This is a genomic window from Sphingomonas gei, assembly GCF_004792685.1.
Classification (GTDB): domain Bacteria; phylum Pseudomonadota; class Alphaproteobacteria; order Sphingomonadales; family Sphingomonadaceae; genus Sphingomonas; species Sphingomonas gei.
Genome location: NZ_SRXT01000003.1, coordinates 571,053 through 588,720 on the forward strand (window position 1 = coordinate 571,053; position 17,668 = coordinate 588,720).

Consider the following 17,668-nt stretch of genomic DNA (forward strand, 5'->3'; position numbering starts at 1 on the left):
AATCCTGGCGCGAATAGGGATAATTGAACGAGCATTTGATGCTGGGGAACAACGGCAAAAAAGACGCCGGTCCCCATCCTCACCGGAGAGGGGAGCTGGTATGGCAGTTTTGAACAACAGTCGGTCTGTATCGTGGTTGCGTTGCCTGATGGTTACGACCGCGCTCACTGTCGCTACCTTCGGCGGTGGTGCCGCCTTTGCGCAGGATGGGCCCGCTGAGGCAGCCCCGGCTGGAGCAGGTGACGAGGGCGACGCCCGGAACGACGAGATCGTCGTCACTGCATCGCGCACCGCGACCAACGGCCTTCAGGCGCCGACGCCAACCCAAATCGTGGGCGCCGAGGTGATCGAGAAGCAGGGCGCCACTACCGTGATGGAGGTGCTCAACCAGAATCCTGCATTCAAGGCGACGCGCTCGCCCGGCGCCAACGCCACCAACACGTCGAGCCCGGCCCAGGCGACCGCCGATCTGCGCGCGCTCGGCGGCCAGCGGACGCTGGTGCTGGTCAACCAGTCGCGCGTCGTCCCCTTCGCGCCGGCCAGCAACCTCGGCGTGCCGACCACGACCGATCTCAACCTCTTCCCGACGCTGATGATCGAGCGCGTCGATGTAGTGACCGGCGGCGCCTCCGCGCTCTACGGTTCGGACGCCATTTCTGGTGTCGTCAACATCGTCATGAAGAAGAAGTATCAGGGACTCGAAGTCACTGCGCAGTCGGGTATTTCGCAGCTCGGCGATTACAGCACCAAGCGGCTCGGCTTCATTGGCGGCACCAGCTTCAACGACGATCGCGGCCATATCGTTGTCAGCGCCGATTATTCGGACAATAATGGCGTCGGCGACCTCTACACCCGCGACTGGGGCCGCAAAGAATATATGATCGTCAGCAACGGTCAGCGCACCACGCCCGGTGCGCCGGGCTTCGGTCAGCCGGCCTTCCTCCTGTCGCAGAACGTCCACAACAATCTTGGCGCCGGCAGCGTCATCCTCAGCAATATCCCCGGCCTGAACAACATGACGTTCAACGCGAACGGCACGATCCGTCCGTTTCAGAAGGGCTCGATCTTCGGCGGCGCGACGATGATCGGCGGCGAAGGCGGCTCGATCATCACCGGCACCGCGCTGGTTCCAGACGTGCGGCGCTTCACGGCCTATGGGAGCCTCTATTACGATTTCTCGGATTCGATCACCGGCTATATCGAAGGCGGCTATTCGAGCTCGCGCGGGTTCCTCGACGGCGTTCCGATCCGGCTTTCGACCCAGCCGATCCGCCGCGACAATGCATTTCTCCCCGCGCAGGTGCTGGCGCTGCTGCCACCGACGACGGCGAGCTTCAACATCAGCCGTATCGGCCACGACATCGGCATCAATTATTACGAGATCACCAACGACACCCCGCACGGTACGATCGGGTTCGAGGGCAAGCTCGGCGGATCGTGGAAATGGGACGCACACGCGTCCTACGGCGTCAACAACTACGCATCTGCCACGTTCAACAATCCGATCACGGCCAATCTGAACTTCGCGATCGACGCAGTGCGCGACGGCGCGGGCAACATCGTCTGCCGCGGCGTGCGCGATGGTGTCGCCGCCGCCGCGGGCTGCCAGCCGCTCAACCTGTTCGGCGAAGGCAATACCAGTGCCGCCGCGCGCGATTATATCTGGGGCGAAGGCCTCGCCAAGGTGAAGTACGACCAGTTTACCGCCGCTGCCAATGTGGTCGGGGAGCCCTTCTCGACCTGGGCCGGACCGGTTTCGGTGGCGTTCGGCGGCGAATATCGCCGCGAAACCGAGAAGCTGACCGCCGACGCCGTCGGCGCCAACAATGGCTTCCTCACCGCCGGCAACGCAGTTCCCTATTCGGGCGCGTTCAACGTCAAGGAAGCCTATGTGGAGGCGACCGTCCCGCTCGCCAAAGACACGCCCTTTCTCAAGAGCCTGAGCATCAACGGCGCGTTCCGCTATGCCGACTACAGCACCGTCGGCGGCCAGACCGCGTGGAAGGCCGGAGCGGTGTGGGAGCCGGTCGACGGGCTTAACATCCGCATCGCCCGCTCGCGCGATATCCGCGCGCCGGCGATCAACGAACTGTACAGCCCTGGCAGCAACGTCAGCAATGCCGTGACGTTGGTGGTGGACGGCGTGACCAAGAGCCCGGTGATCCCGCAGAACACCAGTCTCGGCAATCCCGACGTCGGGCCCGAATTCTCCAAGACCTTCACCGTCGGCGCGGCATATCGCGGCCGGGGGGCATTGACCGGCCTCGGTGTCTCGGTCGATTATTACAATATCCAGATCGACGACGCGATCACCAACCTCTCGACCGCCAACATCGCGACCTTGTGCAGCGGCGGAGATGCCTATTTCTGCAACCTGTTCACCTACGGACCCGATACCAGCACTGCGGCACCGAACGACCGCATTCATACTGGCCTGGTGGCGGGATCGCTCAACGTCGGGGCCTTTGCCCAAAAGGGCATCGACATGACGGTGACCTACAACACGCCGCTCGAGTTTCTGGGCGATGGCGGCCGCTGGGGGATCGCCGCAAGCGGCACCTACATCCTCAACGCGATGGTCGATTCGGGGACCGGCGCCGCGCCGATCGATCGCGCGGGCGAGAATGGCTGGGCCAATCTCGGCTCGATCCCGCGCTTCCGCGGCAATCTGTCGGAGACGATCGGCACCAATGGCTGGGAGCTGACCCTGCAGACGATCTTCATCTCCAGGGGCGTGCAGGACGTGACCTACAACACGTTGCCGACCAACACGATCAACGACAACAAGGTGCCCGCGGTCACTTATTTCAACCTGTTCGGCAAGATCTTCGCCGGTACGGACAAGAAGTACGAATTCTTCTGGGCGGTCAACAATCTGCTCGACAAGGATCCGCCGCCGGTTCCGTACATCATTCTCAACGGCCCGGTGAACGGTCAATATTACGACAAGGTCGGCCGTGCCTTCATGGTTGGAGCGCGGGTGCGGTTCTGATCGCGACGTTCGGGTAACATCGAAAGGGCGCCTCGTGGGGCGCCCTTTTATCATCCGGATTGCGCGCCAGAATGCCTACGTCGCGGCGAGGGGGGTCACCGTATCGATCAGGAAGATCTCGGTGGTGCCAGCCGCGGTGCGCAGAATCTCGGCGCCGGGCGCCAGCCGCGCGGTGCGGATCGCCAGCTTGTCCTGCCGCGCGCCGTCGCTCGCATAGGCGCCATAATCGATCCGGCCATCGCCCATCAGCGCGAAGGGATAGAGCATCTCGGGCTTAGTGAAGTCGCCCATGCGGCCGAACGCGGGAAATGGTCCGATGGCGGATCCGCCGGCGTCGACCACCATATCGATCGTGATCTGCCGGTCCGTGGCAGCGGGGTCCCTGGGCCCCTTTGGAAACAACACAACGCGCACCATGCCGCCCATTGAAATACCCCTTTTCTGCTATCGGATGATCGCCTTTACACGGCGGCCCGCACGCTCAACTGAAGTTGAGCTGATCGCCGCCGCGGAACAGGTTTGTGAGTTCGCGCAGGGTGCATAGCCAGCGCCCTTCGGCTTCGTCCCAGCGGAAGGTCTCGCTCGCCTGGCTGATCCGGGTCGGCACCCGGCTGTCGAGCGGCGCCTGGCCGTCGGCCGCCCAGAGCAGCATGAACCAGGTCGCGGTGGCGCCGCCGGCATCGTCGAACTCGGCGCGGAAATTGGTGAAAGCGTGGATCGAGACGCGCGCGCCACGGCCCTCGCGCCAGCTGTAAAAGCCCTCGATCGCCTCGCGCCCCTCGAGGTTTAGCCTGCCCGAGCGATAGATCGCCTCGGGCGCATAATAATCGCCGGCCTGGCGGCCCCAATTATTGTCGACGTCGTGCCAGAAATCTGCGAGCCCCATTTCGAGCTCGGCGGCGGCGGCGGCGCGCTCCCTGCGGTTCATTGATCGTGGCTCCGTAGATTGAAGAAGAGTGCAAGCGCGCTGGAGTCGATGACGCGGCGCATTTCCGCGTCGGGAACGAGGCGCAGGTACAATGCGAGCGTGCCCGCATAGTCCATGGCGGCTTCGTGGTTCACGAACGGCGCGTCGCTGCCCCAGAGCAACCGGCCGGGACCGGCTTCGGCGAGCAGGCGTGCGGTGCATTCGGCGGCGATTTCCCACGGCATGCGGAAGCCGGCCGAGATTTTGACCCAAGCAGCACCGCTCTGAACGGCGCGCAGCAGCGCATCGGTGCCGGCGCGGCGTTCGGTCTCGTCGCGCGACGGGACGCCGAAATGGTCGACCACCAGCCGCACCGGCGCTGCGAGCAATTGCGGCAGCAGCACCGGCAATTGTGCGCTTCCGGCGAGCAATTCGACATGCATCCCGCAATCGGCGAGCCGGCCGAGGAACCCGCGCCACGGCGCGTCGGCGAGACCTGGCAGATCGGTCAGCCTGCGCCAGGTAAGCCGTACTCCGACGACCCCCTGATCGGCCAGCGCGCGCAGCTCGCGCGCGCTGGTGTCGGGGCCGGCGAGGATCGTCGCGCGCAGCCGCGGATGCGCGGCGAGCGCCGCGAGCGTATAGGCATTGCCGTCGTCGAACAGGCTGGCTGCCGCGATCACCCCGCGGCCGATGCCGTGGCGGTCGAGATCCGCGAGCCAAGCTTCGACCGGATAGTCATACGTGGGCCGCGAATGCGCGTCGCGGGCGAACGGCATTGCCCGGGTGAAGATATGCGCGTGCGAATCGACGGCGGGTGCGTTCGCCGGCTGCGCGTCAGCCACGCCCGTGCCCGACGCGGACCACCTGCGGCGCGCCCTTGAGGCTCATCAACCAGAAGGTGAAGAAGCCTGCGCATGCCAGCGGCACGCCGAGCATCGCGAAGATGCCTACCGGCCCGAAACCCCCGGTCAGCACAAACGTGCCGAACAGGGGTGCCCAGATCGACACGACGCGGGCGGCACCATAGGCCCAGCCCACGCCGGTCGCGCGGCTGCGGGTCGGATACAGCGCAGCCGCGAGCGCGGGAATGCTTGCCTGGCCGCCATGCTGGCACATCCCCATGAACGCCACTGCGACGTACATGCCCGGCCCGGGGGCGAGCAATCCGACCATCGTCGCGCTCAGCGCGGCGAGCAGGAAGGTCCCGGTCATCACCCGCTTGAAGCCCAGCCGGTCGATGAAGAAGCCGATCGTCAGCATGCCGACGAACCCGGCAGCCGTATTGATGCCGTTGATCAGCGCCACCTGCTGCAAGGGTAGCCCAATCACTTGCTTGAAGATGGTCGTCTTCCACACCCCGGCAGTGATGAACACGAAGCTGGAAATCGCGATCCCCCACATCAGGAAGGTCTTGAGCAATTGCCCGCGTCCGAAGATGTCGCCCAGCAGGATCGCGGTCGGGGCGCGCTCCGGTTTGGGCGCGACGGTGAGCATGACCGCACCGTCGCTTGCCGGCTGCATCCGCCGGATCAGGGCCGTAATTGCCGGGTCGTGAGGGTCGCGCGCAACCAATGCACGCAGCGATTCGGGGAGGAAGAAATAGACGAAGGGCAGCATGACCGCCGGCAGCGCGACGGCGATCCAGAAAGCCCCGCGCCAGCCGAACGGCTCGAGGATGAAGCCCTGCATCAGCGAACCCAGCAGCGCGCCGATCATCGTGCCGCTGACCGTAATCGTGCTCACCGTCGCACGCAGCCTTTTGGGTGCCGTCTCGGAGGCGATGGTGACGAGAATGGGGATCATCGCAGTGCCGCAGAAACCCGCGGCGAAGCGGCAGAGCGTGAAGGGCAGCAGCGACTTGGTGGTGAGGATAGCGAGCGCGCTCAGCATCATCCCCAGATAGCAGAACAGCAGCACCCGCGGCCGCCCGATGCGGTCGGCGAGGGGCGGGATGACGAACGCGCCGAGCAACATCCCGACTTGCTGCGCGACCAGCGCCGACGTGATCGCGGTCGGCGCCACGCCGAAATCCTTGGCGAGAACCGGCAGCACCCAGCCGACGACATAGAGTTCGTAGCCGTCGATCGCGGTCAGGATCGTGCACATGACGAGAACGATCAGATGGAAGCGGTTGAATTTCAGGCCGTCGAGGAACGCATCCACGTCGACCGACCGAGCTCCAGTGTCCGTCATGCACCACTCCTGATCGGCGAATCCGGGTAATCGTCCGGTCCGCTCTCGATTGTCTTTATCATATGTCGTTCGCTATGTACAAATGCCAAGGCGACGATATATATCAGCTTGGCTTAGGGACGAGCGGACGTCTAGGCTGGTTTTGTGGGATAATCCGTCGGGGAGCGAAATGCCTGAGCCGGCCATCGTGACAGCACCCGCGTTCGACGTGGTGGCCGATTGGGAACGCCTGCCGGCGGGCGTGTCGCATCGCGACGTGACCGGGGTGGCAGTGGATTCGCAGGACCGAGTCTATCTGTTCGTCCGCTTCCCCCACCGCGTCCTCGTCTATGCGCGCGACGGGACGTTCATCCGCAGATGGGGCGACGACATCTTCACGATGGCGCACGGCCTGACGATTGGCCCCGACGACCGCGTCTATTGCGTCGACAATGGCGATCACAGCATCCGGGTTTTCACGCTGGAGGGCGTGCCGATCCTGACGCTCGGCGTGCCCGGCCAGGCATCGGACACCGGCTATGACCCGAAGCCGCCTTATGACGTCCATGCCTGCGAGTGCATCGGCTATCCGGGACCACCGTTCAACCGCTGCTGCAATCTGGCGGTGGCGCCCAGCGGCGAACTGTACGTCGCCGACGGGTATGGCAATTGCCGCGTCCATCGCTTCAGCGCCGACGGCGAGTTGATCCAGTCCTGGGGCAAGATCGGCACCGGGCCGGGCGAATTCCATCTGCCGCACGGCATCGGTTGCGACGCTGCAGGGCGCGTGCTGGTCTGCGACCGCGAGAATGATCGTATCCAGATCTTCTCGCCCGACGGCGACTATCTCGACCACTGGACCGATATCCAGCGACCATGCGATCTCGCGATCGACGCGCAGGGCCTCGTCTATGTCGCCGAGCTATGGCGGCCCAAGGGCAAGAAGAGTTTCGTCCATGGCGAGATGCGCGAGGACCATCCTGGCCGCGTCACCGTGCTGAGCCCCGACGGAAAGGTTCTCGATCGCTGGGGCGGTTCGTCCGAATTGCGCCACACCCCCGGCAATTTCATCGCGCCGCACGGCATCGCGGTCGACAGCCACGGCGACGTCTATGTCGCCGAAGTGCCCTACAGCTTCGCGATCCGCCCGGGCTGGATCCCCGCGGAGCAGGGCAACCACCAGATCCAGAAATTCGTCCGCCGGAACTGATCCGCCGAGACCCAAATGGAGAGACACGATGCGGCGTTCCACAGACCATATCCTGACGACTCACGGCGGCAATCTGCCGCGTCCGGCCGACCTCGATGCGTTGCTCGTCGATGCCGACACGAAGCAGGCCGAGATCGCGGTGCGCCTGCCCAAAGCGGTGCGCGAAGTCGTCGAGCAGCAAATCAAGTGCGGCGTCGATGTGATCAACGACGGCGAGTACGTGAAAGCGGCCAACATGGGCAGCTATACCAGCTACATCCAGCAGCGGGTGACCGGCTGGGAGACGCTGCCGCGGGATCCCGCAACGCCGTCGAAGCGTGCCGGACCCGGCGAGCGCGACCGGCGCGATTTCCCCGGCTTCTACGAATCCGGGCTGTGGTTCGCCGGCGCGGGCGGCCCGGTCCGGCCGGGCTTCATGACTCCTGGCAACGTCCCGCAGAAGCCGACGAAGGAAAAGGTCTGCACCAGTGCGCTGACATATGTCGGCCAGGCCGAGATCGCCAAGGATATCGACGCGCTGAAGAAGGGCCTGGAAGGCAAGGCCGATGTCGACGGTTTCATCGCCGCGCTCGGCCCACTCAGCGCCGGCGCCGGTGCACGCAATGCCTTCTACCGCGACGAGCGCGATTACATGATGGCCGTCGCCACGGCGATGCGCGCGGAATATAAGGCGATCACAGATGCCGGGCTGATCGTCCAGATCGATGAGCCCGAATTCGCGACCAGCTGGATGTTCTACCCCGAATGGTCGGTCGATAAGTATCGCGACTATCTCGAATTCGCAGTCGAGGTGATCAACCATGCCGTGGAAAGGCTGCCCGAGGAGCAGATCCGTTTCCACATGTGCTGGGGAAGTGGCCATCGCCCGCATGTCCATGACATCGAGTTCAAAAACATCGTCGATCTGATGCTCAAGATAAACGCGCAATGCTATACCTTTGAGGCGAGCAACGTCCGCCACGCGCATGAATGGCGCGTCTGGGAGGAGGTCAAGCTACCCGCCGGCAAGATCATCTGTCCCGGCGTCGTCGGGCATATGACCGATCTCGTCGAGCATCCGGAACTGGTCGCCGAGCGTCTGGTCAATGTCGGCAAACTGGTCGGCATGGAGAACATCCAGGGCGGCACCGATTGCGGTATCGGCTCGCGCGTCGGCCATCCCGAAGTGGTGTGGGCCAAGCTGGCGGCGATGGCCGAAGGCGCGGCGATCGCGACCAAGAAACTGAAGGGTTGAGGGCAGAGCGCGGCGGTCAAACACGCCGCGCCGGCCGACTCTGGACAGTCCCGGCGCGATAGGACACTAAGCCCGAATGGGGAAAGCCATTCGCGCAACTACCGATCGACATGCGCCGTCGATCCTGCACCTGGTCAAGCAAGTCCAGTACAAGGCCTATGTTCGGCTCGAATCGGTGCTCAACCCGCTCGGGGTGACTGCGGTCCAGTTTCGCATCCTGACGACGCTGTCGACGCGGCCCAACATGTCGTCGGCCGAGCTGTCGCGGCTTTATGACGTCAAGCCACAGACGATGATCAAGCAGATCGCGTTGCTCGAGTCCAAGGGCCTGATCGATCGCCAGGTGAGCCGCGCCAACAAGCGCCTGCTCGAACTCAGCCTGACTGCAGCCGGCAAGGACACGCTCAAGAAGCTCCAGAAGGATACCCGCGCGCTGGAAGCCGAATTGCTGACGCCGCTGGACGACGACGAGCAGGACGTACTGCGCGGGTTTCTCACGCGTTTGCTCGCCTCGCTAAGCGCACCCACCGATCCGGCGGACGCTGACCTTGATGCCGAGGAATTCACTCCTGAATATAGCCGCGCGGGGGTCCAGCGCCCATAAATTTTGCGATGGCGCTTTTCGGTATTAACGAATAGCGTTAGTTCGATTCCCGCTAGTCGGGATCGTCTGACGCGAGGCAATGTGCTGCAGTCACTCGGCTATATCGGCGTATGCACGGCGCGGCCCGATGCGTGGGCGGATTTCGCGACGGGGCTGCTCGGCATGCAGGTCGCCGATGCGGCGGATAGTGGTTTCTCGCTGCGCGCCGATGATCGTGCCGGGCGGTTGTTCGTCGAACGCGGCGCTCATGACCGGGTCAGTGCGATGGGCTGGGAAGTCGCCGACGGCGACGCGCTGGCGCGGCTGGCCGCGCGGCTTTCCGATGCCGGCCATGCGGTGATTCCCGGCACTCGATTGGAAGCCGAGCAACGCCGCGTTGCCGACCTGATCCTTGCGCTCGACCCGGCCGGAAACCGGCTCGAATTCTTCCACGGCGCCACTACGGCGGCTTCCCACTTCGTTCCGGGCCGCGCGATCAGCGGCTTCCGCACCGGCGCGCTCGGCCTTGGCCATGTCGTGCTGACGGTGCGGTCGCTTGATGCGGTGCTTCCCTTCTACACCGATTTGCTCGGCTTCCGGCTCAGCGACTATGCGCTGCGGCCGTTCAAGGCGTTCTTCTTCCACCTCAACAGCCGCCATCACAGTTTCGCGGCGATCGAGACCGGCGAGGACGGCTTTCACCATTTGATGGTCGAACTCGATAGCCTCGACGATGTCGGCCAGGGCTATGATCTGGCGCAGCAGGAGGAGGGAAGGATCGGCGTCACGCTGGGACGGCACACCAACGATCTGATGACAAGCTTCTACGTCCGCACGCCCTCCAACTTCATGGTCGAAATGGGATGGGGCGGGCGCTCGATCGATCCGGCGACATGGCAGCCTTTCGAGTGCGATTGCGGGCCGAGCCTGTGGGGGCACGAACGCACCTGGCTCGACGACGCCGGGCGTGCCGAAGCTCGCAAACTGCGGCTGTATGCCGCGGCGGCGGGCCGGCGCGCGCCCGATTTCGTGCGCGGCGCCGACTAAATCAGGCCTTGCCCGGCTTTCCGGCCGGCACAGGGAGGGCGCCCATTCGCTCCGAAACGGACTGGGTCGCGACGAGGAGCATCTTGCCGAATTCCTTGAGCCGGGCGCGGTTCATGAAGTCGGTCGGCCCGAGCAGCGTGATGGTCGCGGCGATCTTGCCGCTGTGATCGAAGATCGGCGCGGCGATCGCGGCGAAGTTGCGGTTGAGCATGCCGGCGGTGGTGGAATAGCCGTCGCGGCGGATCTTCTCCGCGCTCTCGGCGAGTTCCTCTTTGCTCGGCGTGGGCGCGTTGCTGCGGGTCGCATCATACGCGGCCTGAGCGTTCAGGGCGCGCTCGGCCTCGACCGGCGGCAGATGGGCGAGGAAGACCAGCCCCGTCGCGGTGGTCGTGACCGGCAGCATATAGCCGAGGCGGATCAGGAACGCGCCCTGCAGCGTGCCGTCCGCCTTGGCGACGATGCAGGGGCCACGGTCGCCCCACAGCGAGAGGTAGATCGCGCAGTCGGTCTTGTCGCGAAGCTCGGTCAGCGTGTCGGCGGCGAGACCGACCACGTCGAGCTGGCGGATCGCGGCGAGACCGAGCTGGATCGCGAACGAGCCCAGCCCGTAATGGCCGTTCTGGATATCCTGATACGCCATGTTCTCGCGCACGAAGCTGACGAGGTAGAGATGCACCTTGCTCGGCGGCATGCTCGCGCGCGCCGCGATCTCGCGCAGCGGTAGCGGTCCCTCGGCCATGCGCAGCACCCGCAGCACCCGAAACCCCACTTCGATCGACTGGACACGCCGGCGTGATTGTTCCGTGTCTGCCATGCGTCCTGAACCTCTTCGTCACATTCCCTTTTGCCTTCCTGCCGCCCGGCCGCCGATCTGTCCATTCGGCAGTTGGGTCAGCGTGGCAGGGAATGCCGCGCGGTCAGACGGTGAAGGCGGCTCCGTGCTTGCGCGTATTCCAGGCTTTGAGGATATCGTGCGCTTCGCTCGCGGCCGCTTCGAGGAAACCCGGCGCTTCGGTGCGCGCGGCGATCTCCAGCCGCAAACCGTTGGGGTCGAAGAAATAGATCGACCGCACGAATTCATGATCCACCAGCGGCGTAGTCTTCACACCGTGCTCGGCGAGACGCAGCCGCATTGCATCGACATCCTCGACCGACTCGGTCTCGATCGCGAAATGCTGCACCCATTCGGGTGTGTTCGGCGACGGTGCCGGCTTTTCCTCGCCGCCCAGATCGAAGAACGCGATATAGGAGCCGTCGCCCAGCTCGAAGAAGAAATGCACATAGGGCTGCTCTTCGCCGGTGCTGGGCACCTTTTCCGCCATCATGCAATTGACCAGAGGAAGGCCGAGAATGTCTTCGTAGAAGTGACGCGTCTCCTCCGCATCGCGGCAAGGATAGGCGAAATGATACAGGCCCTTGAGCGGTCGCGCGTCGGTCATCATACTCTCCTCTGCGCTGGAGATAGCAGGGTCGCCGCCGGCATCTCGTCACCCCAAAGGGATGACAGTTCACCCACTAGTCGGTCGCCCCGGCATGGCGCACCATCATGTCGACGAATCGCCGCAGCGCCGCCGAGCGGTCGCGCTCGCGCCACACCAGCAATACGTCAAACTTCAGGTCCAGATCGCTGATCGGCACCAGCCGGATATTGTGCGTCGGAGACAATCCACTCGACGCCGTGACGAAGCCGACGCCCATGCCCACTGCGACGAGGCTGAGCAGCACCGAGTTGGTTGTGCATTCCTGGACGATGCGCGGCGGGCTGCCGCTGTCGATCCAAGCCGCCATGAGCCGATCATAATAGCCGGGCGCAGTCAGCCGCGCCGGGCCGAGCGCGGGCTCCGCGGCGATTTCCGCCATCGTCACCGAGCTGCGGCGGGCCAGTCTGTGGCTCTCGTGCACCGCCACCATCGTCTCGCCCGAGCCGAGGCGGATGCGATCGAGCACTTCGCGGTCGCGATCGTCGAGATGCGCGTCATAGACCAGCCCGACATCAAGCGTGCCTTCCTTGAGCGCGGCGATCTGGTTGATCGATCCCATGGATTTGAGATCGAGCACCACCGAGGGTTCACTCTCGCGGAAACTGCGCAGCCCATGCGAGATGAAGTCGTGCGCGGCGATGATTTCGCTGAGGCCGACGCGGACCGTGCCGAGATGGCCGCTGCCCAGCCGTTTGGCGCGATCGATGGCGCGCTCGACTTGCGAAAGGATTTCCTCGACTTCGTCGAGGAACGCGCGGCCCGCGCTCGACAGGCGCACGCCGCGTGGCAGCCGGTCGAACAATTCGACGCCGAGCTCGGCTTCGAGGTCGCGGATCTGCCGTGTCAGCGCCGGCTGCGCCACCCGCAGCGCAATGGCGGCACGGCCGAAATGCTGCTCGCGCCCGATCGCGCGGAAATAGCGTAGGTGGCGAAGCTCCATGCGCCTTCCATACTTTCCTGGCATCAAACGCTCAAGAACAAAGAATTGGACGTATCAGTCGGCGGGCAACACTCTCGCGCCAACGAAGAAGGCACGAGTGGAGAGCGATGGAGACCGAAAGCCTGGAGGAACTGAGCTTCGGCACCTTGTCCGCGCTTGACGTGATGGGCACCCGGCTTGAGTTGTTCGAGGCGGGCAGCGGCGCACCGTTGCTGTTCCTCCACGGTCTGGACGGGCTCGAGGGGGCGGCGCCTTTGCTGCACGAACTGGCGCATAGCTTCTCTGTCTTCGCGCCGTCGCACCCCGGTTTCGGCGCTTCCCAGGGGTCCCCTCGGATCAATCGCGTCGACGATCTCGGTTACTTCTATCTCGACATGCTCAACCAGCTGGGGCTGGCGCGGCCGGTGATCGTCGGCACCTCGTTCGGCGGCTGGGTTGCGGCGGAAATGCTGACCAAGGAGCCGGGCCGCGCGTCGCAACTGGTGCTGGTGTCGCCGCTCGGGCTGCCGACCGCGGATCGCCGCGAGCAGCACGTCGCCGACATCTTCATGCTGTCGCGCCAGGAGCTGGGCGCGCGGATGCAGGTGGGCGATCCGGGCCCGGGCAGCGACATGAAGACTCTGACCAAGCTCCCCGAGGACCGTCTGCGCCGGCTGATGCGCAACGATGAGGCGGCGAGTCACTTCGGCTGGACGCCCTATATGGCGAACCCGAAATTGGGCGATCGCACGCACCGCATCACCAGCTCGACCCTGCTCGCCTGGGGCGAGCAGGATGCGATCGTCAGCGAGCGTTATCGCCAGGACTGGCGCAAGGCGCTGCCCGACGCCGAGGTCGAGATTTTTGCCGGAGCCGGCCACCGCGTGCACGCCGATCAGCCCGCCGGGCTCGCATCCCGCATCGCCGCCTTTGCCGGCCGCTGAACCACGGCCCGGAGACACACATGAAAATCTGGCAATTCAGCGAGCAGGCCTATCACCCCGCCTTCCAGCAGCCGGGCGCGATGCGCGTCACGCTGCCGCAGAGCAAATGCGATCCGTTCGAGGCCGGGCGGCTGCTCAACCGCTATCTCGATGAATATATGCTCGCCGACGAGCTCGGGCTGAACATCATGGTCAACGAGCACCATGCCGCCGCGACCTGCATGTCGACCTCCTGCATGACGACGCTGGCGATCCTCGCGCGCCAGACCAGCAAGGCGCAGCTGCTCGCGCTCGGCATCCCGCTCGCCAATCGCTCCAATCCGCTGCGCGTGGCGGAGGAGATCGCCATGGTCGACGCGCTTTCGGGTGGGCGGCTCGAAGTCGGGCTGGTCAAGGGTGCGGCCTATGAATTGTTCATGTCGAACCGCCAGCCGACTGGCTTCATGGACCGCTTCTGGGAAGCGCACGACCTCATCCTCGCCGCGCTTTCGAACCAGGGCGACAATTTCTCCTGGGAAGGCGAGCATTTCCATTATCGCACCGTCAGCATGTGGCCCCGGCCGATCCAGCAGCCGCACCCGCCGATCTGGATGACCGCGTCGAGCGCGACCAGTGCGCGTGAATATGGCAAGCGCGGCTATACCTGCGCGACCTTCCTGTCGGGCGCCGTCGCCCGCTCGGTTTTCACCGGGTACCGCGAAGCCTATGTCCAGGCGCATGGCGAGCAGCCGGGGCAGGACAAGCTCGCTTACTTGGCGCTCGTCGCCTGCGCCGGCGATCGCAAGACAGCGTTTGCCCGCGCAGAGAAGATGAAGAGCTACTTCACCACCGCCGCCCGTCTCGATCCCCAGTTCCGCAACCCGCTCGGCTTCAGTCCGGTCGACGCCAATATCCGTATGCTCCAGGCCGGCGCCAACGCGATGCGTCCGCGCATGCGCAACGGCGATCCGTTGCCCGTCGACGGCACGATCGAGCAATATATGGATGCGGGCCTGTTCTTCGTCGGCACGCCCGATGACGTCCACGAGCAGCTGGCGCGATTCCATGACGAGACCGGCGGCTTCGGCAATTTGCTGATGATGGGCCAGGCGGGCGAGCTCGGCCATGCCGACACCGTCGACAATCTGACTCTGGTCGGGCGCGAAGTCGCGCCGCGGCTGGCCGAGCTTTCGACGCAGCCGATCGAGGTGCGGTATGAGGCTGTCGGCTGACCGTGCGATGACGGGTCCCGCGATCCTTGCTGCCGGCATCGACGATTATGTCGCTTTGGTCAGCGCCCAGCCGCCTGCTGCCGATCTCGAGACGATGCGCCTCGTCGGAGACTTGAACGGGCACCGCTACGCAGAAGGGTTTGACCCCGGGGTGCGGCGGTTCGACAGCTATGTCGCCGCGCCGCGACGCGAAATCGCGCTGCGCGTCTTCGATCCGGGCGGCGAGGAGCCGCGACCGGCACTCTGCTATTTCCACGGCGGCGGCTTCGCGCTCGGCAGCATCGAAAGCTTCGATATCGTGGGTGCGGGGCTGGCCGAGGCGACGGGTGCTGTCGTCGTCAGCGTCCAATATCGTCGGCTGCCCGAAACCGATTATGCCGGCGCCCGAGCCGATTGCGACGCGGCGTTCGCCTGGCTGGCGCGCCATGCCGAGGCGCTCGGCGTCGATCCGGCGCGTATCGGCGTGGCCGGTGACAGCGCTGGCGCGTTGCTGGCGCTGTCGCTTTGCGCCGCGAACGCACAGCCGATCTGCCAGCTGCTATTCTACGGGACCTTCGCGATGGACCCAGAGGCGCCGGCTTATGCCAATGGGCTTGATCCGCTGCTGACCGCCGATCGCGTTCGCCAGTATATAACGTTGTTCACGCGCTGTGGCGGGCTCGACGACAACCCCGCGCCGGTCGACCGGCAGGATCTGGCGGTGCTCCCGCCTACCCATATCGTCGCCGCAGAACATGATCCGCTCTGTGCCGAGGCAGTCCAGCTCGCTGCTCGGCTTGAGGAGGCTGGGGTGCCGACGACGATCCGGATCGCGCCCAAGATGATCCACGGCTTCCTGCGTGCCCTCGGCGTGTCTGCCGCGGCGCGCGCGGAAGTGGCCGCTGCGGCCGAGGCAATCCGCCCGATGCTGTGGGCGCTAGCACCTATCGAAACTAGGAAGGCAATGGCGTGAAGAAGGACGAATCCTACGATCGGGGACGCGCGATGCGCTTCGATATGTTCGGCGAACCGGGGGTGCGCAGCCTCGACAATGTCGACGACTTCAACGAGCCGCTGCAGGACCTGGTGACGCGGATGTGCTTCGGCGATGTGTGGAGCCGGCCCGGCCTGGACCGCAAGACGCGCTCGATGCTGACGATCGCGATCCTGATCGGCCAGTCGCGGCCCGATCAGTTGCGCAACCACATCAACGGCGCGCTCGCCAACGGCGTCACCAAGGACGAGATCAGGGAAATCCTGCTCCACGCGACGCTCTATGTCGGCCTCCCCGCCGGAACGGACAGCTGGCGCCATGCTCGCGAAACCCTGCAGGAAGCCGATGTCTATTAACCTTGTCGAGCAGGCCCAGGCGCGGCTGCACAATTCGATCTCCTCGACCGAGGAGATCATCGAAGCCGCGCGCAACGGCCTGCCTTATATCCTCGTCGATGCCGAGGATCGAGAGAACGAAGGCGACATCATCATCCCGGCGCAGTTCGCCACGCCCGCGCAGATCAATTTCATGGCACGACACGCGCGCGGGCTGATCTGCTTGGCGATGACCGAGGAGCGCGCGCGCGAGCTGCGTCTGCCGCCGATGGTGATGGAGAATAACTCGGGCCACGGCACTGCCTTCACGGTCTCGATCGAAGCGCGCGAAGGCGTGACTACCGGCATTTCGGCATATGATCGCGCGCACACGGTGGCGGTGGCGATCGATCCGTCGAAGGGCTGTGATGATATCGTTTCGCCCGGCCATGTCTTCCCGTTGGTTGCGCGCGGCGGCGGCGTGCTCGTCCGCACCGGCCATACCGAAGCCGCGGTCGACGTGTCGCGGCTGGCCGGGTTGATTCCTGCAGGCGTGATCTGCGAAGTGCTCAATGAAGACGGCACGATGGCGCGACTGCCCGACCTCGTCGACTTCTCGCGAACGCACGACATTCCGATCGGCACCATCGCCGATCTGATCAGCTATCGCCGTCGCACCGAGCGCTGTGTCGAGCGCGTCCATGAGGAGGCGTTCGAAACCATTTACGGCACCGGCTTCCGCCTGTCGGTGTTCCGCAACACCATCGACAATGTCGAGCATCTCGCCTTGTCGCGCGGCCGCATCACACCGGACACGCCGACGCTGGTCCGCATGCACCGGCTCGATTTCGTCTCGGACATGCTCGGGCCGCCGACTGATCGCCGCGAATATGTCGCGCGAGCCCTGGCCCGGGTCGGCGGCCATGACGGTCCCGGCGTGGTCGTCTTCATCCGCGATCCTTCGACGAGCGCGATCTCCGAACGGCGGAGCAGCGCGGGACCGACCCGCGACCAGCGCATACGCGACTACGGGGTCGGCGCGCAGATCCTTCTCGATCTGGGCGTCAAGGACCTGATCCTGCTTTCGGACAGCGAGGCGCGGCTGTCGGGAATCGAGGGCTACGGACTGCGCATCGTCGGCAGAGAAGGGCTGGGTGGAGATGATTGAGCTGGATATCACGCCGTCGCTTGCGGTCGCCGATCAATTGCGCAACGGCCTGCGCCGGCTCGGCAAGGCCGTGGTGGTGATCACTGCCTGGCAGGAAGGCAAGCGCTGGGCGATGACTGCGACCGCGGTAAGCGAGCTCAGCATGGATCCGCCTTCGCTTTTGGTCTGCGTCAACAAGACCGCCAGTCTCCACGCGCCGTTGACCGCGGGCGCCAATTTCTGCGTCAACATCCTCCACGCCGATCAGCTTGCGGTGTCGCAGACCTGCGCCGGCAAAGTGAAGGGCGAGGCGCGCTTCGCCGAGGGCCGCTGGGGCTCGGGCGCATGCGGCACGCCCTATCTGTGCGATGCGCAGGCGAGCTTCTTCTGCGAATATGAGACGCATATCGAATATGGCACCCACGCGGTGGTGATCGGCGCGGTCAAGGAAGTGCATACGTCGGGCGACGTCGATCCGTTGATCTATCTCGACGGGGGCTATGCCCGCGCGACGCGGCTGTCGGCATAACG

The 17,668-nt window shown here is 64.9% G+C and carries 18 protein-coding genes; 11 read left to right on the plus strand and 7 right to left on the minus strand.

What is annotated here, in order from left to right; translation table 11 throughout:
- Positions 1-148 precede the first annotated feature (148 nt).
- On the plus strand, positions 149-2,992 hold the full coding sequence (locus E5A73_RS09540) for a TonB-dependent receptor plug domain-containing protein (RefSeq protein WP_240700114.1): 2,844 nt from the start codon (positions 149-151) through the stop codon (positions 2,990-2,992).
- A 75-nt stretch (positions 2,993-3,067) separates the two neighbouring features.
- Here the strand turns inward: E5A73_RS09540 and E5A73_RS09545 are convergent, their stop codons facing one another.
- The 4 genes from E5A73_RS09545 to E5A73_RS09560 all read right to left on the minus strand — a co-directional run bounded on the left by E5A73_RS09545 (position 3,068) and on the right by E5A73_RS09560 (position 6,095).
- Entirely contained in the window at positions 3,068-3,409 is a 342-nt protein-coding gene (locus E5A73_RS09545) for a hypothetical protein (RefSeq protein WP_206366439.1), read from the minus strand.
- A 64-nt stretch (positions 3,410-3,473) separates the two neighbouring features.
- On the minus strand, positions 3,474-3,920 hold the full coding sequence (locus E5A73_RS09550; protein WP_135963574.1) for a hypothetical protein: 447 nt from the start codon (positions 3,918-3,920) through the stop codon (positions 3,474-3,476).
- Complete coding sequence (locus E5A73_RS09555; RefSeq protein ID WP_135963575.1) at positions 3,917-4,744, minus strand: amidohydrolase family protein; 828 nt, start codon at positions 4,742-4,744, stop codon at positions 3,917-3,919. Before E5A73_RS09555 ends, E5A73_RS09550 begins: the two co-directional genes overlap by 4 nt.
- Positions 4,737-6,095 (minus strand): MFS transporter, encoded by a 1,359-nt coding sequence (locus E5A73_RS09560; RefSeq protein WP_135963576.1) that lies wholly within the window; start codon positions 6,093-6,095, stop codon positions 4,737-4,739. The genes E5A73_RS09555 and E5A73_RS09560 overlap by 8 nt, the downstream gene beginning before the upstream one ends.
- Before the next feature lie 169 nt (positions 6,096-6,264).
- Between E5A73_RS09560 and E5A73_RS09565 the strand changes: the two genes are divergently transcribed.
- From E5A73_RS09565 to E5A73_RS09580, 4 genes are all read left to right on the plus strand, one after another.
- Entirely contained in the window at positions 6,265-7,284 is a 1,020-nt protein-coding gene (locus E5A73_RS09565; protein ID WP_135963577.1) for a peptidyl-alpha-hydroxyglycine alpha-amidating lyase family protein, read from the plus strand.
- Between the two features lie 28 nt (positions 7,285-7,312).
- On the plus strand, positions 7,313-8,518 hold the full coding sequence (locus E5A73_RS09570; protein ID WP_168355873.1) for a uroporphyrinogen decarboxylase/cobalamine-independent methonine synthase family protein: 1,206 nt from the start codon (positions 7,313-7,315) through the stop codon (positions 8,516-8,518).
- 76 nt (positions 8,519-8,594) lie between these two features.
- Positions 8,595-9,122 carry a MarR family winged helix-turn-helix transcriptional regulator gene (locus E5A73_RS09575; RefSeq protein WP_135963579.1) on the plus strand — a complete coding sequence of 176 codons (528 nt, stop codon included), beginning with the start codon at positions 8,595-8,597 and terminating at the stop codon, positions 9,120-9,122.
- Between the two features lie 81 nt (positions 9,123-9,203).
- Positions 9,204-10,148 (plus strand): VOC family protein, encoded by a 945-nt coding sequence (locus E5A73_RS09580; protein WP_135963580.1) that lies wholly within the window; start codon positions 9,204-9,206, stop codon positions 10,146-10,148.
- A 1-nt stretch (position 10,149) separates the two neighbouring features.
- Here the strand turns inward: E5A73_RS09580 and E5A73_RS09585 are convergent, their stop codons facing one another.
- The 3 genes from E5A73_RS09585 to E5A73_RS09595 all read right to left on the minus strand — a co-directional run bounded on the left by E5A73_RS09585 (position 10,150) and on the right by E5A73_RS09595 (position 12,569).
- On the minus strand, positions 10,150-10,962 hold the full coding sequence (locus E5A73_RS09585; RefSeq protein ID WP_135963581.1) for an IclR family transcriptional regulator: 813 nt from the start codon (positions 10,960-10,962) through the stop codon (positions 10,150-10,152).
- Positions 10,963-11,065: 103 nt separating this feature from the next.
- Complete coding sequence (locus E5A73_RS09590; protein ID WP_135963582.1) at positions 11,066-11,587, minus strand: VOC family protein; 522 nt, start codon at positions 11,585-11,587, stop codon at positions 11,066-11,068.
- 76 nt (positions 11,588-11,663) lie between these two features.
- Positions 11,664-12,569 carry a LysR family transcriptional regulator gene (locus tag E5A73_RS09595; RefSeq protein WP_168355874.1) on the minus strand — a complete coding sequence of 302 codons (906 nt, stop codon included), beginning with the start codon at positions 12,567-12,569 and terminating at the stop codon, positions 11,664-11,666.
- A gap of 107 nt (positions 12,570-12,676) precedes the next feature.
- On the opposite strand from E5A73_RS09595, the gene E5A73_RS09600 reads away from it, so the two are divergent.
- Genes E5A73_RS09600 through E5A73_RS09625 form a run of 6 tightly spaced genes read left to right on the plus strand, consistent with a single transcriptional unit; the run spans position 12,677 to position 17,666 of the window.
- On the plus strand, positions 12,677-13,492 hold the full coding sequence (locus tag E5A73_RS09600) for an alpha/beta fold hydrolase (RefSeq protein ID WP_135963584.1): 816 nt from the start codon (positions 12,677-12,679) through the stop codon (positions 13,490-13,492).
- A 20-nt stretch (positions 13,493-13,512) separates the two neighbouring features.
- Positions 13,513-14,703, plus strand: coding sequence for an LLM class flavin-dependent oxidoreductase (locus tag E5A73_RS09605; RefSeq protein WP_135963585.1), 1,191 nt, complete (start codon positions 13,513-13,515; stop codon positions 14,701-14,703).
- A gap of 7 nt (positions 14,704-14,710) precedes the next feature.
- Complete coding sequence (locus E5A73_RS09610) at positions 14,711-15,655, plus strand: alpha/beta hydrolase (protein ID WP_168355875.1); 945 nt, start codon at positions 14,711-14,713, stop codon at positions 15,653-15,655.
- Entirely contained in the window at positions 15,652-16,032 is a 381-nt protein-coding gene (locus tag E5A73_RS09615) for a carboxymuconolactone decarboxylase family protein (protein ID WP_206366441.1), read from the plus strand. Before E5A73_RS09610 ends, E5A73_RS09615 begins: the two co-directional genes overlap by 4 nt.
- The gene (ribB, locus tag E5A73_RS09620; RefSeq protein WP_135963587.1) at positions 16,022-17,158 is read left to right on the plus strand and encodes a 3,4-dihydroxy-2-butanone-4-phosphate synthase; all 1,137 of its coding nucleotides are present in this window, start codon (positions 16,022-16,024) and stop codon (positions 17,156-17,158) included. The genes E5A73_RS09615 and ribB overlap by 11 nt, the downstream gene beginning before the upstream one ends.
- Complete coding sequence (locus E5A73_RS09625; protein ID WP_135963588.1) at positions 17,151-17,666, plus strand: flavin reductase family protein; 516 nt, start codon at positions 17,151-17,153, stop codon at positions 17,664-17,666. Before ribB ends, E5A73_RS09625 begins: the two co-directional genes overlap by 8 nt.
- Positions 17,667-17,668: the final 2 nt, after the last annotated feature.

Coding starts and splice junctions, on each gene's coding strand:
- E5A73_RS09590 (WP_135963582.1), bottom strand. CDS start 11,587: ATGACCGACGCGCGACCGCTCAAGGGCCTGTATCATTTCGCCTATCCT.
- E5A73_RS09625 (WP_135963588.1), top strand. CDS start 17,151: ATGATTGAGCTGGATATCACGCCGTCGCTTGCGGTCGCCGATCAATTG.
- E5A73_RS09565 (WP_135963577.1), top strand. CDS start 6,265: ATGCCTGAGCCGGCCATCGTGACAGCACCCGCGTTCGACGTGGTGGCC.
- E5A73_RS09600 (WP_135963584.1), top strand. CDS start 12,677: ATGGAGACCGAAAGCCTGGAGGAACTGAGCTTCGGCACCTTGTCCGCG.
- E5A73_RS09540 (WP_240700114.1), top strand. CDS start 149: ATGGTTACGACCGCGCTCACTGTCGCTACCTTCGGCGGTGGTGCCGCC.
- E5A73_RS09570 (WP_168355873.1), top strand. CDS start 7,313: ATGCGGCGTTCCACAGACCATATCCTGACGACTCACGGCGGCAATCTG.
- E5A73_RS09610 (WP_168355875.1), top strand. CDS start 14,711: ATGACGGGTCCCGCGATCCTTGCTGCCGGCATCGACGATTATGTCGCT.
- E5A73_RS09605 (WP_135963585.1), top strand. CDS start 13,513: ATGAAAATCTGGCAATTCAGCGAGCAGGCCTATCACCCCGCCTTCCAG.
- E5A73_RS09550 (WP_135963574.1), bottom strand. CDS start 3,920: ATGAACCGCAGGGAGCGCGCCGCCGCCGCCGCCGAGCTCGAAATGGGG.
- E5A73_RS09545 (WP_206366439.1), bottom strand. CDS start 3,409: ATGGTGCGCGTTGTGTTGTTTCCAAAGGGGCCCAGGGACCCCGCTGCC.
- E5A73_RS09560 (WP_135963576.1), bottom strand. CDS start 6,095: ATGACGGACACTGGAGCTCGGTCGGTCGACGTGGATGCGTTCCTCGAC.
- E5A73_RS09595 (WP_168355874.1), bottom strand. CDS start 12,569: ATGGAGCTTCGCCACCTACGCTATTTCCGCGCGATCGGGCGCGAGCAG.
- ribB (WP_135963587.1), top strand. CDS start 16,022: ATGTCTATTAACCTTGTCGAGCAGGCCCAGGCGCGGCTGCACAATTCG.
- E5A73_RS09575 (WP_135963579.1), top strand. CDS start 8,595: ATGGGGAAAGCCATTCGCGCAACTACCGATCGACATGCGCCGTCGATC.
- E5A73_RS09585 (WP_135963581.1), bottom strand. CDS start 10,962: ATGGCAGACACGGAACAATCACGCCGGCGTGTCCAGTCGATCGAAGTG.